The following is a 14,658-nucleotide window of genomic DNA, read 5'->3' as shown; positions in this document are numbered from 1 at the left end:
TCCTCTACAGCGGGGCCATGCTCCTCGCCGGCGGCGTGCTGCTCGCGCTGAACTGGCTCTCGGTCCGCCAGGTCATCGGTTCCCGGGGCCAGAACCTGGTGCCGTTGCTCGACAGCGCCCAGCCCGCCGCCGCGTCGGTACCCGCGACGCCGAGCACGCCCGCGCACGCCTTCGACTCCTTCGAGAGCGCCGTCCTCGACGACCTGCTGCTGCGCTCGGGCATCGCGCTGGTCCTGCTGACCGCCTGCGCGGCCTTCCTGGGCCGCAGACTCGCCGGCCGCTCCATCGGCCGGCTGGAGAAGGCGTACGCCGCACAGCGTGTGTTCACCGCACAGGCGTCCCACGAGTTGCGCACCCCCCTCACCCTGCAACGGACCGCCCTGGAAGTGCCTCTCGCCCAGGGCCGGGTACCGGCCGACCTGCGACCAGCCCTTCACCAGGCGCTCGCGGCGACCACGCGCAGCGAGGAACTGATCAGCTCCCTTCTGGCCCTCGCCAAAGGAGAGAGCGGCACCCTGCACCCGACCGGTACCGACCTGGGCCGCCTCGTCGCTTCCGCGTTGACCGACGTCGGCCAGGACATCGAGACGCTCTGCCTCCAAGTCCGTTCGGACCTCGCTCCCGCCCCCGTGGAGGGCGACGCCCCGCTGCTCGCCCAACTCGTGAGCAACATCGTCATCAACGCCGTCCGTCACAACGTGCCCCACGGGCAGGTGCACATCGCGACCCGGCACGACCGCGCCGACGGTCGCAGCCGGCTCATCGTCTCCAACACCGGTGCCGTGCTCGACGACGCCACGACGGCGGACCTGTTCACCCCGTTCCGCCGGGGCACACCCCGCTCGGGTGCTCCCCGCGGCAGCGGGCTGGGCCTTTGCGTGGTCAAGGCTGTGACGGACGCCCACCGCGGGACGGTGGAAGCACAGCGCCGTGCGGGCGGGGGCCTGGAAGTGCGCGTGACTCTCCCGGACCGTTCGGCCTCCGCCTGACACGTCCGCCGGACCGGGGAAGGCATACAGCCCTGCCTGTCCGCCGTGACCCAGCCCGTCGCCCGCCCGCGGGGGACGCGGGGTAGCCGGGCGGGCGACGGGTGACGGCCGGGTGGCCGCGCGGTGGCCGCCACCCTGAACACCAGCCTGGGGATTCGCCGGTGAGCCAGGGGTGAGTCGTCGTCTTACCGGGCCGACACCGCACCTGCCGTACCTCTTGTCGTGTCCGTGGGCGGACCCTCCGCCCCCTTCCCGTTGGAGGTTTCGATGCGTGTGCGAACGCGGGTGTCATCCGTGGTTCTGGTCATGTCCGGGGTGCTGCTGGTCGCCGGCTGCGGCAGCGGTTCCGAGGGAGGCGGCGGCACGGACGACGTCGCGTCCGTCGACAAGAAGGGCACTTCCGCGCCCCCCGTCGACAAGGAAACCACCTACCGCAAGTACGCGAGCTGCCTGCGCGACCAAGGCATCTCCGGGGTGAAGGTCGACGACAACGGGGTGGGCCTCAACGCCTCCGGCGCGGACAAGAGCGGCGACGGCTCCGGCGAGCAGAGCGACGCCCAGGCCATCGACAAGGCCATGGCGGTCTGCAACAAGAAGGTCCCCGGCATGCAGCAACTGCAGGCCCAGCATGACGAGAAGGCCGTGCAGGACGCCCGCAAGTTCGCCGCCTGCGCCCGCAAGAACGGAATTCCCGACATGGCCGACCCGGGCGTCGTCAACGGCGCTCCGCAGATAAAGATGCCCGACGTTCCCCCGGAGACCTGGACCAAGGTCCTGGAGAAGTGCAAGGACCTCATGTCGGGCGGCGTGGGCCTCCAGGGGGGTGGCCAGTGAACACGGCTCACGAGGCCGGATTCCTGGACCGGAGCGGCGACAGCACCGGGGCCGAGGACTCCTCTTCCCCAACCGGCCGCGGTCGTGACGGCCGGCGCCGCACCGGCCGCTCCCGCCGGGTCGCCGGCGCCGTCATCGCCGTCGCGGCGGTGACCGCCCTGGCGGTCACCGCCCAGCAGCACGGCTGGCTGGACGGCCGGGACGGCGACACGGGGGGCGGCACCGCCAAGCCCCAGGCGACCGCCGTGGTCGAGCGCACGTCCCTGTCGACCGGCATGGACGTCAAGGGCACGGTCGGCTACGGGCACGAGACCGACGCCGTGGGCCGCACCGGCGGTACCCTCACCGCCATCCGGCAGGTCGGGGACGTCGTACGGCCCGGACAGTGGCTGTGGGAGCGCGACGGAGTCCGCGTTCCGTACTTTCGGGGCGACCGCCCGCTGTGGCGGGTGCTGAAGAAGAACAAGACCGGAAAGGACATGCGGGGCGAGGACGTTCGCGCCCTGAAGAGGAACCTCATCGACCTCGGCTACGCGGCTGGGCTGGGCCTGACCGCCGACGACACCTTCACGACCGCCACCGAGACCGCCGTGAAGCGGTGGCAGAAGCAGCTGGGCGCCCCTCAGACCGGCGAGGTCGGCCCCGGCTCGGTCGTCGTCCTCGACATGCCCCGCCTGCGCGTGTCCCAGACCGTGGGCGTCGTGGGCTCATCGCTGACCGGTACAGCCCTGCTCAAGGTCACCGGCACCCAACTGGTGGCGACCGCCAAGGTCTCCTACGACCAGCTGTCACGCCTCTCACCCGGCACCGCCCTCAAGGTCGGTCTCCCGAACGGGAACACGGTGAGCGGCAAGGTCACCGCCGTCAACATCAGCGCCCAGCAACAACAGGACGGCGGCGGACAGGACCAGAGCGGGAACACCAAACAGCAGGCCGAGGTGACCGTCTCCCTTCCGGACCAGAAGACCGTGAAGGCGGCCGGCCCCGGACCGGCCACACTCACCGTGAGCGACCACAAGGCCAACCAGGTGCTCGCCGTCCCGGTCACCGCGCTCCTCGCCCTCGCGGAAGGCGGTTACGGCGTCGAAGTCATCCAGCCCGATGGGCAGCACAAGCTCATCCCCGTGACGATCGGCCTCGTCGCAGACGCCCGAGCCGAGATCACCAAGGGCGACATCAAGGAAGGCACCAAGGTGGTGATCCCCGAGTGAGCACCAGCACCGCCGTTCCCGTCCTCGACCTGGTCGACGTCGTCCGCGAGTTCCCCAGCGACCCGCCGACACGTGTCCTGCACGGCATCAACCTCACCATCGAGGAGGGCGAACTCGTCGCCGTGGTCGGCCCGTCCGGGTCCGGCAAGTCCACCCTCCTCGCCCTGCTCGGCACCCTGGACCGGCCCAGCTCCGGCAGCCTCGCCGTCACCGGCCACCCGGTGGACCGGCTCAGCGAGGCCCAACTGGCGGTCCTACGCGCCCGCGACATCGGCTTCGTCTTCCAGCAGTTCTTCCTCATGCCCGGACTCAGCGCGGTCGAGAACGTGGCCACCGGCCTGCTGTACTCGGGGGTGGGCTCCGCGGAGCGGCGGCGCCGCGCCACGGACGTCCTCAGAACCGTCGGCCTCGGTCACCGGCTCCAGCACAGGCCGAACCAGCTCTCCGGCGGCGAGCAGCAGCGCGTGGCCATCGCGCGCGCCGTGGTCGGCGCACCGCGACTGCTGCTCGCCGACGAACCCACCGGTGCCCTCGACACCCACTCCGGTCAGGAGATCGTCGAGCTGCTACGCACACTCAACTCCCGGGGGACGACCGTCGTGGTCATCACCCACGACGCCGAACTCGCCGGGTCCTTCCCCCGCCGGATCGGCATCCGCGACGGACGCATCGCCTTCGACAAGCGAGGGCCGTGGCTGTGATTTCTTCCCTTACTCCCCCGCGCGGCGGCGCGCAGACCCACGACGTCGAACCGCTGCCACGGCCCGCCCGGCTACGGCCCGGCGACGTCCTGCGGCAAGGGACGCTCGGACCGCGCATCCGCCGCCTGCGCGCCATGCTCTCCGCCCTCGGCATCGCCCTGGGCATCGCGGCGCTGGTCGCCGTCACGGGTGTGTCGGCCTCCAGCAAGGCCCACCTGCTGGCGCAGCTCGACAGGCTCGGCAGCAACCTGCTCACCGTCTCACCCGGCAAGGGCCTCGACGGCACGCAGACCACGCTGCCGCCGCAGGCGGAGAAGATGCTCTCCCGCATCGGCCCCGTCCAGCAGGCCACCGCCATCACCATCACCGATGCCAAGGTGTACCGGACCCCCTACATGCCCAAGGACCGCGACGGCGGCCTGCAGGTGGTGGGCGCCCGACGCAACCTGCTGTCGGCGCTGCGCGGCGAACTGCAAGCCGGCCGCTGGCTGGACGCCTCCTCGGAGAAGCTGCCGACCGTGGTCCTCGGGCACGACGCCGCGGAAGCGCTCGGCCTGTACACGCCGGGCAGGCGGGTGTGGATCGCAGACCACTGGTACGCCGTCATCGGCATCCTGCGCGCCAACGAACTCGCTCCCGAGATCGACCGTTCGGTGCTGATGAGCTGGACCGACGCCGTCAAGGAGCTCAAGTCCGACGGCACGGCGAGCACCGTCTACCTGCGCACCGACCCCGACAAGGTGTCCGCCGTGCAGAACGTCGCGGGTGCCACCGCGAACCCGGCCGCACCGCAGAGCGTCGCCGTCTCCCGCCCCTCCGACCTGCTCAAGGCCCGTTACGAGACCGTCTCCGGCCTCAACAGTCTCGTCATCGCCCTGGCCTCGGTCGCCCTGCTGGTGGGCGGTGTCGGCATCGCCAACACCATGGTCGTCGGCGTCATGGAGCGTCGCGGCGAGATCGGTCTACGGCGCTCGCTCGGCGCACGCACGGGACAGATCGCCACGCAGTTCCTCATCGAGGCCGCCGTTCTCGGCGCGGTCGGCGGCGTCATCGGCGCACTGCTCGGCGCCGTGGGCGTCTTGGGTTACGCCGCTTGGGAGGGCTGGCCCGTGGTGGTCCCGCCGGCCGTCCTGGTCACGGGGCCCGCCGTGGCCATGGCAGTCGGTGTCCTGGCCGGCCTCTACCCGGCCCTGCGGGCCTCCCGGCTCGCTCCGACAGAGGCGCTGCGCTCTCTCTAGCCTTCTCGCCGGAACGCGGTGGGGCACTGGGCGACACCATTGGCGACGGCCCCCTCCAGACCGGGGTGGACCGGCCGAGACGCAGGAGGTCGGCGACGCATGCGCCGCCGAAGTCGCGAGCACGCACTCCGGGTCGGCCTCGCTTTCGAGGCCGACCCGGAGAATGACGTACGACCAAGCGGAGCGCGCGCCGCCTCTTCCTGTCGGCCACCACCCCGGGACCTGGCGCTCGGGACGGGAGTTCCCTGCTGCGGCGTGTCCCGCGAGGGCACACGCGTCGCAGCCACGCGCCGTCCAGCCCGGCGCGCCGCGCTCCGTCGATGTCCCGGGGATGTACGGCGACCATCAGTGCCTGGTCGGGCCGTACGCCGACGCTCTCGACGGCGTAGTGGTAGGCGGCCGGGGCCGGTTTCCAGCAGCGTGGGCCGCTCACATCCGAGAGGGACTCGAAATGGTCCAGCACTCCGGCCTTGTTTAGCAGCCGTTCGGTCAGGGCGACGCTGCCGTTGGTCATCGCCGTCAGTCGGTACCCCGACTCGCTCAACTTCCTTATGCCGTCCGGAACATCGGGGTGTACGGCCAGGTGGGAGAAGCCGTCCAGAATGTGTCGCACCGCGGCCTCACTGTCTTCCAACCAGCCCTCCAGCCCGGACAGGTGGGCTCGCGGGGCCCTCGTGTGCCGTCACCACCGGAACGCGGCAGGCGGGGCCCTGTCGGCCAGCGTCCTCGCCGCGGTCAGGCCCGGCGCCGCGGAGCGGGCTTCAGGTCGCCGACGTGTCCAAGAACCTTCTGCTTGTACTGGCGGCGATCAGCAGCGGAGGCCGACGATGCCCCAGCCGCGGCTCTCTGCCTCTGTGACCACCTCTGGCCGGGCTCCGCAGCGGACTGCGTGAACGGCTCGCACAGAACATCCAGTTGGGGTGCCGCCTGCCGCCACCACCCGGCGATCACCGGAACGTGATCGGGCGGACATCACAGAGACGGGTCCGCCTCCCAGGTGCACGGCCGCTCCGAGAGCCCCGAACCGATCCCGGTGGTGTCCTCCAGAGCCTGCCAGAACAATGCGTCGTTGAACCGGTCCAGCAGTTCACGCACCTTCGGCTCGACGAAGTCGCGCATGTGGTCCCAGCAGTGACCGGCCCAGAAGTGCGGCTTGTACGAGCCGAGCGTGTCCCGCAAGGCATACCTGCGTGGCCGGGTTTCCCCGACCGGGACGTGAGGGGCAAGCTGGAATGGAGGCCGCCTTGGTTCGATGTGTGCAAGTGCGCCATACCGTGCCCCTGCACGTTTGCACAGCCCCAACCTACGGCGACTGCGAAGGCGTGCTGGTCTGGCACATACGGGAAGGAAGCTTCGGCGACGTGCGGCTCGATGATCTCAACGTCCTGATGCTCGGCTCCTTCGTCGGCAACGTCTGGGCCGGCGCGCACACCGACGCGTACGCCGCGGTCTTCCTCGACGAGCGCGCCGACGAGCAGCAGCGGGGTGCACTCGGGGCCATCTTCGGCGGTGAGGCCGGCGGATGGCCGGCGCAATTCGGAGAGATGCTCCACCCTGAGATGCGCGGCATGGACATCGCCCCCATCCACGTGGAGATCGACGAGGACCTCGCGACCTGGCGAGCCGAGATTCCGGGCCGGGTCACGGCCACCGCTGAGGCACTCACCGGCCCGACGTCCCCGGATGGCGCACGCGTCCAGGTTCATAATGCCCCGGGCGCCGAGGTCGGGCCGGGCCAGGTCGCCACCTGGGGACGGGCCACCGTCGATCGCGCCGAGGCATTCGGCTTCTCGTGGGAACGCTCGGGGAAGTCGAGCAAACACTTCCCGTTCGACTGGAGCGGTCCTGACTAAAGGGCTGGGCGGCCCGGCGGAAGCCTTACCCGGCCGGGGAGTGACACCAGGCACGTGCCACGGCCGTTTGATTCCCGGCCGAATCCGTGAAGACGGGACCCGTTGCCTGCTCCTGGCGTATTCCGGCGTACGAGGCGAGTTCCCCGTTCAAAATCATCAGAAATGGGGCGAGGCATCCCCGGTCACCGCGGCCGGTCGCGTTCATCGGCGGGCAGTCGCGGTCCACGGCGGCGTCCGCATCGCTCAGTGCGCGCCGCAGGTAGGCGACGTTGGGTGCCCCCCTCGGCGCGGCGGTCCGGCCCGCGTAGAGGCGGCAGAACAGGGATGCGGGCGCGCCCGGCACGGCGAAGCGTTCCACCCCGCGCCTCATCCGGGGCGAGGGTGAGAAGAGGGCTCGGCTTGGCGGCGAGCGGATGGTCCTCCAGGGAAGAACGTGCGCCAGAAGTCGTCCGGCACCCAGGCCGCCATCGCTCCCGCGATCAGCAGTCCCGCCACAAGGTCCCGCACAATCGCAGCCCACTCCATGACGAAGATGCGCGACACAGACGCGAAGCCGTCACAGGAGAAGACGCGGTGAGCGAGGCCGCCCTTGGCCTGCACCGACATGTCCATCGGACTGCTGGTCGCTCCAATGCCTTCGGGCTGAGCTACGACGCGTCGTACGGCGAGACCGCCGACTACGTCTTCAGCAGCGAGGAGACCGCAGAGGCCGGCCAGGGACGGGTCTGAGCGAGTACACACATGAGCGGCGGCGAGGCACCACGACTCGTGGCGACGGTGTTCTCGGCGGCCTCGTTGTCGAGGTGCGTGCCGATCGCCCTCCTGGTGGGCACCCTGCTCTCACCGGTCAACCAGGGCGCGGTGATCACGTCGGGCGACGCCACGGCCGCGACCTGGTTGCGGGTGCTGGCAATTACCTGGTGCCGTTCTGCGTGTCCAGCGCGGGATTCTTCAGCTGCCGGCGAGCCGAATGGCGAGCAACACGGACAACGCGGATGGCACGGCCTTCGGGGGCCGGGTGAGTCACATGCCGCCCATCGTCGGCATGGACCCCTGCAGCCCCGGCAGCAGCCAGTCCTGGAACGGCGCGAGCACGGCCAGCACGAGAAACGCGACGCCCACGACCCGGGCGAGCAGCGGGCCGCGGGACCACAGCTTCTCCACGAAGATCACAACGGCCAGTCCGGCCATCGCCGCCACGTTCATCACGCCGAGCGGGACCAGGACGACCATCAGTCCCGCGCAGCAGCCGACGCAATAGGCGCCGTGGTGAACACCCACCCGAAGGTCGCGGGCCGGCTGCCGGAACCCGGCGTAGCGCACCAGGTGGCTCATGGGGTCGCGGCAGTGCCGCAGACAGACGTACTTGAGGGGGCCGAGCTGGTACAGGCCGGCGAGCAGGAAGGCCACCGCGCCTATCCAGCGTCCGGCGGTCGGATGGTCGTCCACCAGGCCGCCGGTGAGGGCCAGGGCCGCGTAGGCGAGGAGTCCGAAGGCGGTCCACACCGGCAGATACCCGCCCACGAACTCCACGGTGCGCGCGGTCCGTGTCCAGCCGGAGGACTGCCGGCCGATCCCCCGCACCCAGGTGATGGCCACCGGCGCCATGGACGGCAGCATCATGGCCGCCATCATCGTCACCCACAGCAGCAGGAACAGCGGCAGCGCCATCCCCATCGTGCCGGGCTCGACCCCCATGTCCCGGGCCTGCCCGATCGTCAGCACCCAGGCAGGCACCGCGATCAGGACGACCAGGAACCAGGCCGCCGCGAGGTCCCGCGCCGGCAGCAGGCCGCCACCCGCTCCGGTCGGCGCGGGCGACCGGGCGGCCGCGACGGCGAAAGTCCGGCTGTGACGCATCGGCATGTACTCCTGCGGATGCCTCCAGGACAGCACGCATCCCAGTGCGGCGCGACCCGCAACGCCCCTGAACGAGCACGCCGAAGTGCCCTCCAGTTCCCAATCGCTGCACAAACTGCAGGTCTCCCGGAAGCCGTCCGGTCTGGACCGTTTTCGGCGCCGCAGGATTGTGCTTCGGCAATCCGACGTGCAGCCAGACCCCACACCCGGCGGCGCGGCAGCGAGACGACCAGGGGAGCTCTCGACAGGGTGTGTCCGGTGGGGCGGAGTGGTGTGGAACCAGAAGCCCTTGCAACGGCTGACACAATGAGGTGGATGGGCGCTGATCGCCGTGTCTGAGGCGGGAGTTGAGCGTTCGGTTCGATGTGTGGACGTCGCCGTGGATCGTGTCGGACGAGCTGTGGGACCGCCTGGAGCCGCTGCTGGCGCAGCGTGAGCGGCGCTTTCGCTACTCGAACACGATGACGTACACCCCGACCCGACCCAAGGTTCAGGTGCAGCTCTATTCCACGATTGGCCCAGTCAGACACTCTTCAAATGGACCACATGTCCGGGCCACTAGCTGCATAGGCTCGACACCGATGCGGCTGAGATCACGAGCGACCTCTGTAAGGGATCCCGAGGTCGAAACTGCCGCCTGCTTTGGGTCTCCGGCCCGTACCTCCCGGTCGGCCGGACTGAGTGAGAGGACAAAGATCTGCGGTGAAGGCGTGCGGAGTGTCCGGAGCCGAGAAGGAAGTCGCCCTGCTGGAGTTGCCCGAACCGTCATCTCCCGGGCCCGGTCAGATCCTGGTGGCGGTTGAGGCGGCCGGGGTCGGCCCGTGGGACGAACTGCTGAACGGCGCCGGCTGGGACGTGGGGCTGCGCCCCCCGGCGGCGCTGGGAGTGGAGGGCGCGGGCAAGGTGCTGGCCGTCGGCGCAGGTGTCACCGGGTTTACCGTGGGCGACCGGGTACTCGCACACGAAGCCCCGCTGCCCGGGGGAAGCGGCTTCTGGGCCGAACGCATTCTGATCAACGCGGATCACGCGGCAGCCTGCCCACCCGGGCTGGACGCCGTGCACGCGGCGACGCTGCCGGTCAACGGACTCACCGCGTTGCAGGCCCTGGAGAAGCTGGACCTCAGCCGAGGACAGCGGCTCCTGATCACCAACGGAGGCGGGGCCACCGGAGCCCTGGCCATCCAGCTCGCCGCGGCCAAGGGCATCGAGGTGACCGCGACCGCGTCTGCTGCCGCCGCAGAGCGCCTGCTCGGGCTGGGAGCGATGGAGGTCGTCGACTACCACGACCCGAACTGGTCGGTCGAGGTACGCGGCGGGTTCGACGCCGCCCTCATCATCGCCACCAGCACGGCGGACGCCGCTCTGCCTTTGGTACGGGACGGCGGCCGACTGTGCTCCCTGACCTCGGACGCTCCTCCGGAGGAACGAGGCATCACGAGTTGGGACCTCTACGTCGAGCCCAACGCCGCGCAGCTTGTCCAGCTGGCTGAGCAGGCCGCCGCGGGAACCTTGAAGCTCGCACCGGAACCCCTGCCGCTGAGCGAGGGACCGGCTGCGTTCGCCCGGGTGGTTACCGGACGGGCCGGCGGTAAGAAGCTCGTGCTCACCCCAGCATGACCCGACCGGGCACCGCCCGATCCCGATGCCGGGCCACGGGGCCCGCCAGGCGCGATCGAGAAGTCGTCAGGCCGAGGGTGGGCGACCGAGGAGGTGCTGGCGAGGTTTGCTCACGCCGGGGCCGCGCCGCGGGCGCCACGGCAGGACGTAACCCACACCGCTAAGGGCTCGCAGAGGATTGACTTGAGGGCTCAGGGACTTGACGTCCCAGGTCAGCGAGATGCTCGCACGCATGTTGTTCTTCTGCGCGCCCTAACAACGGCTAACACAATGAGCCGAGTTGTCGATGAGTGATCAGGCAGCAGGCGAGCTTGAGGAACCCTTCGTGGATGTCAGCCCGTCGTTCCCATCGGATCCGCAGACGTCGAAAGCCGTGCAGCCACGCGAGACTCCGCTCGATCCCCCAGCGGTAGGTGCCCAGTCCGGTCCCACAGCTCATCCGACACGATCCACGGCGATGTCCCCACATCGAACCGAACGCTCAAGTCCCGCCTCAGAAACGGCGATCAGCGCCCATCCGCCTCATTGTGTCAGCCGTTGTTAGTGGCGACAGTCGGGCGCCGCGGACTCGATCGGGTCGTCGAGGAACTCGGCGGTTGGCGGTGACGACGATGACGTCATGGGCGTCTCGTGTGCGATTCGAGGAGGGCGAGCATTGCATCCAGTGCCACCTCCAACGGCCTGACCTGGCGCTGCAGTTGGGTGAGGAGGAGGCCGCCCTGGAGTGCGGCGAGGGTGGCGAGGGCGAGGTCTTCGGGATCGCCGTCGAGTTCCCCGCGGTCGTGCATGGCCTGCAGGCCGGAGCGGATGGCGGTCTCCCAGCGCAGGAAGCCGGTGGCCGCGGCGAGCCGGGCTTCCGGGTTCGTCTCAGCGACCTCGCCGCCGAGGGAGCTGATCGGGCAGCCGCCTCGGCACTGCAGGCGCAGCTGGTACTCGACGAGGGCGTCCCGCCAGCGGCGTAGGCCCTCGATCGTGTCCAGCTCGGCGAAGAGGGACTGCTGCATGTCCAGCACGGCCTCCGTCTGGTACTCGATCACGGCCAGCAGCAGTGCCTGCTCGTCGGCGAAGTAGTGGTAGATCTGCGAGCCGCTGGCCCCGGCCGCGGCCCGCACGTCCTCCAGGGTGGCTTCCGTCACGCCCCGCTCGTACATGAGCTGCGCGGCCGCGGCGACGATCCGGTGCCGGGTCTCCTGGCCCTTGCGGGTCAGCTTCCGCCCCGGCCGACCGGTCTGCGTCTGGTCAGGCCGCTGCAGCGAGACGCGAAGCCAGGTCCCGGCCGGCGGCCTTGCCAGCGGGCGGGAAGGTGAGCTTCAAGCCCTGTTCCTGGCCCTGGACAGTGAGTTCGGTCTGCACTCCGAGGCCGAGCAGCGCCTTGCGCACCGGGGCCGCGGACGTCAGCTCGCGCGGCAGGGCCATGAGCAGTTTGCCGGGTCGGCCCGTGGCGGTCTTGGCGTCGAAGAACAGCAGTTGCCGGTCTGTGAGCGCCCAGTACATCGGACGCGGCTGGACGGTGGCGATGACCGTCCCCGCGGTGAGGACGCCGACCAGCGCGGTGGTCAGCACCCGACGCTTGACGGAGACGGAGCCGACCTTGGCGAGGGAGGTGAGTTCGACCCGTTCGCCCTCGGCGAGCAGGGGGGCGACCGACTGCATCAGTTGCTGTCTGCGCCTGTTGTTCATGATCGTCCTTGCGGTGTTCAAGAGGCACGCATGTGCGCCGTGCCGGTGCGCGTGGGAGGCGAACGAGAGCGTACGGGCCAATGCTTCGGTGTCCGAACAAAAACCTGGTCATGAATCCGTAATGCCGCCGGTGAACCGGGAGGGAACTCTTGGTCATGGGTTTCTCTGGACGGTCGTTCGAGCGGATGCGGCTGCCTAACATGAGGCGATCACGACGGTACGACCCGGGGGAGGCCCGGAATGCCCCTGCCCGGCCTCGGCCGACGGTCGCGCTCCCTGTGGGCGGTGGCCGGTCTCATTGCCGTACTTGCCGTGCTGGGAACAGTGGCCCTGACGCACGGATCGCCCCCAGCACGAACCAGCGGCGACGGACTGCCGCACACCACCATCCAGGTTTCGCCCGGTGCCTGCGGCCGGGGTTGGGACAAGCCCGTGACCGGTGTGCAGGTCTTCGAGCTGCACAACACCTCCGACGGGGCCGCGGAGGTGTACCTGGAGGACCCGAAGAGCCAGGTGGTGTACGGCGAGGTGGAGGGCATCGGACCCGGTACGACGCGGGAGCTGACCGTTCGCGTGGGCAAGGGTGCGTACGCCTTCAAGTGCGTGCCGGACGACGCCGACGCGATCACCGGACCGACGGTGCGCATCGCCAAGGGCGGTCAGGCCGGCCCTGCGGTGGCCGCCGTGACAGAGCACGATCTGATCCCGCCCGCGCTGGCCTACCAGAAGTGGGTCGCCGGCGGCCTTGACGACGTCGTACGGCTGACCGGTCGGCTGCGGGACGCGATCGAACGCGGGGACCTGGCCGGGGCGCGTACGGCATGGCTGTCGGCGCACGTGGAGTACGAGCGGCTGGGCGCGGCGTACGACGCTTTCGGTGAGGCGGACGGGCAGATCAACGGCACGGACGCCGGGCTGCCCGGCGGGGTGCACAACAACAACTTCACCGGCTTCCACCGCATCGAGTACGGGCTGTGGCACGGCCAGTCCGCGTCCACACTCAGGCCACCCGCGGCCGCCCTCGTCAAGGCGGTCACCGCGCTGCGCGACGACTGGGCACAGACCCGGATGGACCCCGCCCAGCTGGGGCTCCGCGCCCAGGAGATCCTGGAGAACACCGTGCAGTTCGAGCTGACCGGCCGCACCGACTACGGCAGCGGCAGCAACCTCGCCACCGCCCGCGCCAACCTGGACGGCACCCGCGCGGTCCTGTCCCGGTTGCGGCCCCTGCTCGCCAGCCGTTACGCCGATCTGCCCGGCCTGGACCGGGAATTGGGCCAGGCGCAACGCACGCTCGACGGCTTCCGCCACGGCGACAAGTGGACTCCGCTGGACCGCCTGAGCCGCGGCGAGCGGGAGAAGACCGACGCGGTCCTCGACGACCTGGTGGAGCGACTGGCCTCGGTGGCCACCCTGTGCGACCCGCGGAGGACGGTGTGAGCTCGACCGAGCAGAGCGGCGGCGTGGCCCGACGGCGCTTTCTGCGGGGCGCGGCCCTCGCGGGTGCCGGACTCACCGCGGGCGGTGCGGCAGCCCCCGGCACGGCGACGACCTCCAGTACGGACACCTCCCCCGTCGCTCCTTTCCACGGCGCCCACCAGCACTCAGTCATCGCGGCCCCACGCCGGGCCACCGTGTTCACCGCCCTCGACGTCACCGCCGAGAACCGCGCCGAACTGGCCGATCTGCTGCGCACGCTCACCGACCGCGCCCGGTTCCTCACCTCGGGCGGCACCCCCTCCCCCGTCGGCATCACCGCCCCGCCCACCGACTCGGGCATCCTCGGCGACCGTCTGCCCTCCGGCGCGCTGGCCGTCACCGTCGGCGTCGGCGCCGCCCTCTTCGACGACCGCTTCGGCCTCGCCGTACACCGCCCGCGCCGCCTCACCACGATGCCGTCCTTCCCCGACGACGACCTCAAACCCGACTGGTGCCACGGCGACCTCAGCCTCCAGCTGCACGCCGACGACACCGACACGGTCCTGCACGCGCTGCGTGACATCGCCCGGCACACCCGCGGCGGCATGCAGGTTCGCTGGCGCCTGGACGGCTTCTCCAGCCCGCCCCGACCCTCCGGCACCCCCCGCAACCTGATGGGCTTCAAGGACGGCACCGCCAACCCGAACGCCACCAGCGCCCGCGCGATGGACCGCCTGGTGTGGGTGGGCCGGGGCCTGGGTGAGCCGGCCTGGGCCGTCGGCGGCAGCTACCAGGTCGTACGGCTGATCCGGATGCTGGTGGAGTTCTGGGACCGGGTCTCCCTGAACGAGCAGGAGCGCATGTTCGGCCGGTCGCGGCAGTCCGGGGCGCCGCTGGACGGCGACGCGGAGCACGACACGCCGAAGTACCCCGACGACCCCAAGGGCGACGTCATCCCGCTGGACTCGCACATCCGGCTCGCCAACCCCCGTACGACGGCCACCGCCGACCAGCGCCTCCTACGCCGCGCCTACAACTACGACCGGGGCATGGACGGCAACGGCAACCTCGACATGGGACTGCTGTTCTGCTGCTACCAGCAGGACCTGGCCCGTCAGTTCGAGACCGTGCAGCACCGGCTGGCCGGCGAGCCGCTGGTCGACTACATCAGCCCGTTCGGCGGCGGCTACTTCTTCGCCCTGCCCGGCGTACGCGACAGCACCGATTGGTACGGGCGCGCACTCCTCACGTGAACC

General features: G+C 70.4%; 14 protein-coding genes and 3 pseudogenes. 11 read left to right on the top strand and 6 right to left on the bottom strand.

The features are described from left to right. Window positions 1-17: 17 nt before the first annotated feature. The 5 genes from ACZ4EG_RS06805 to ACZ4EG_RS06785 all read left to right on the top strand — a co-directional run bounded on the left by ACZ4EG_RS06805 (window position 18) and on the right by ACZ4EG_RS06785 (window position 4,973). On the top strand, window positions 18-989 hold the full coding sequence (locus ACZ4EG_RS06805; RefSeq protein WP_467789820.1) for a sensor histidine kinase: 972 nt from the start codon (window positions 18-20) through the stop codon (window positions 987-989). 294 nt (window positions 990-1,283) lie between these two features. Then, on the top strand, window positions 1,284-1,823 hold the full coding sequence (locus tag ACZ4EG_RS06800; protein WP_453557468.1) for a hypothetical protein: 540 nt from the start codon (window positions 1,284-1,286) through the stop codon (window positions 1,821-1,823). Further along, the gene (locus ACZ4EG_RS06795; protein ID WP_467789819.1) at window positions 1,820-3,034 is read left to right on the top strand and encodes a peptidoglycan-binding protein; all 1,215 of its coding nucleotides are present in this window, start codon (window positions 1,820-1,822) and stop codon (window positions 3,032-3,034) included. The genes ACZ4EG_RS06800 and ACZ4EG_RS06795 overlap by 4 nt, the downstream gene beginning before the upstream one ends. Next, a complete protein-coding gene (locus tag ACZ4EG_RS06790; RefSeq protein WP_467789818.1) occupies window positions 3,031-3,735 on the top strand; it encodes an ABC transporter ATP-binding protein in 705 nt (234 codons plus the stop codon). The genes ACZ4EG_RS06795 and ACZ4EG_RS06790 overlap by 4 nt, the downstream gene beginning before the upstream one ends. After that, window positions 3,732-4,973: an ABC transporter permease gene (locus ACZ4EG_RS06785; protein WP_467789817.1), complete on the top strand. Its 1,242-nt coding sequence runs from the start codon at window positions 3,732-3,734 to the stop codon at window positions 4,971-4,973. Before ACZ4EG_RS06790 ends, ACZ4EG_RS06785 begins: the two co-directional genes overlap by 4 nt. On the opposite strand, the gene ACZ4EG_RS06780 is transcribed toward ACZ4EG_RS06785, so the two are convergent. Beyond that, window positions 4,870-5,586, bottom strand: a complete 717-nt coding sequence (locus ACZ4EG_RS06780) for an HAD family hydrolase (protein WP_467789816.1) — start codon at window positions 5,584-5,586, stop codon at window positions 4,870-4,872. The genes ACZ4EG_RS06785 and ACZ4EG_RS06780 overlap by 104 nt on opposite strands. 359 nt (window positions 5,587-5,945) lie before the next feature. After that, a complete protein-coding gene (locus tag ACZ4EG_RS06775; protein ID WP_467789815.1) occupies window positions 5,946-6,152 on the bottom strand; it encodes a hypothetical protein in 207 nt (68 codons plus the stop codon). Between the two features lie 36 nt (window positions 6,153-6,188). Between ACZ4EG_RS06775 and ACZ4EG_RS06770 the strand changes: the two are divergent. Further along, window positions 6,189-6,826 (top strand): annotated as a pseudogene (locus ACZ4EG_RS06770) (DUF1326 domain-containing protein). Window positions 6,827-7,399: 573 nt separating this feature from the next. Continuing rightward, the gene (locus tag ACZ4EG_RS06765; protein ID WP_467789814.1) at window positions 7,400-7,555 is read left to right on the top strand and encodes a hypothetical protein; all 156 of its coding nucleotides are present in this window, start codon (window positions 7,400-7,402) and stop codon (window positions 7,553-7,555) included. A 294-nt stretch (window positions 7,556-7,849) separates the two neighbouring features. Here the strand turns inward: ACZ4EG_RS06765 and ACZ4EG_RS06760 are convergent, their stop codons facing one another. Then, window positions 7,850-8,686, bottom strand: coding sequence for a DUF2182 domain-containing protein (locus ACZ4EG_RS06760; protein WP_467789813.1), 837 nt, complete (start codon window positions 8,684-8,686; stop codon window positions 7,850-7,852). Window positions 8,687-9,021: 335 nt separating this feature from the next. Here ACZ4EG_RS06760 and ACZ4EG_RS06755 point away from each other — a divergent pair. After that, a pseudogene (locus ACZ4EG_RS06755) lies at window positions 9,022-9,138 on the top strand (IS5/IS1182 family transposase); the annotation flags it as partial. Between the two features lie 265 nt (window positions 9,139-9,403). Next, a complete protein-coding gene (locus ACZ4EG_RS06750) occupies window positions 9,404-10,303 on the top strand; it encodes an NADP-dependent oxidoreductase (RefSeq protein WP_467789812.1) in 900 nt (299 codons plus the stop codon). A 262-nt stretch (window positions 10,304-10,565) separates the two neighbouring features. Here the strand turns inward: ACZ4EG_RS06750 and ACZ4EG_RS06745 are convergent. The 3 genes and pseudogenes from ACZ4EG_RS06745 to ACZ4EG_RS06735 form a co-directional block, all read right to left on the bottom strand. Then, window positions 10,566-10,745, bottom strand: a pseudogene (locus ACZ4EG_RS06745) (transposase); the annotation flags it as partial. 175 nt (window positions 10,746-10,920) lie between these two features. Then, window positions 10,921-11,556 (bottom strand): TetR/AcrR family transcriptional regulator, encoded by a 636-nt coding sequence (locus ACZ4EG_RS06740; RefSeq protein WP_467789983.1) that lies wholly within the window; start codon window positions 11,554-11,556, stop codon window positions 10,921-10,923. Further along, the gene (locus ACZ4EG_RS06735) at window positions 11,543-11,983 is read right to left on the bottom strand and encodes a hypothetical protein (RefSeq protein ID WP_467789811.1); all 441 of its coding nucleotides are present in this window, start codon (window positions 11,981-11,983) and stop codon (window positions 11,543-11,545) included. The genes ACZ4EG_RS06740 and ACZ4EG_RS06735 overlap by 14 nt, the downstream gene beginning before the upstream one ends. Window positions 11,984-12,223: 240 nt before the next feature. Here ACZ4EG_RS06735 and ACZ4EG_RS06730 point away from each other — a divergent pair, with 240 nt between their 5' ends. After that, a complete protein-coding gene (locus ACZ4EG_RS06730) occupies window positions 12,224-13,423 on the top strand; it encodes an EfeM/EfeO family lipoprotein (RefSeq protein ID WP_467789810.1) in 1,200 nt (399 codons plus the stop codon). Beyond that, a complete protein-coding gene (efeB, locus tag ACZ4EG_RS06725; RefSeq protein ID WP_467789809.1) occupies window positions 13,420-14,655 on the top strand; it encodes an iron uptake transporter deferrochelatase/peroxidase subunit in 1,236 nt (411 codons plus the stop codon). The genes ACZ4EG_RS06730 and efeB overlap by 4 nt, the downstream gene beginning before the upstream one ends. Window positions 14,656-14,658 lie beyond the last annotated feature (3 nt).

This window comes from Streptomyces sp. NPDC025638, assembly GCF_055558775.1.
The sequence above is the reverse complement of the archived record's forward strand: the minus strand, read 5'-3'. Positions and strand labels throughout refer to the sequence as shown.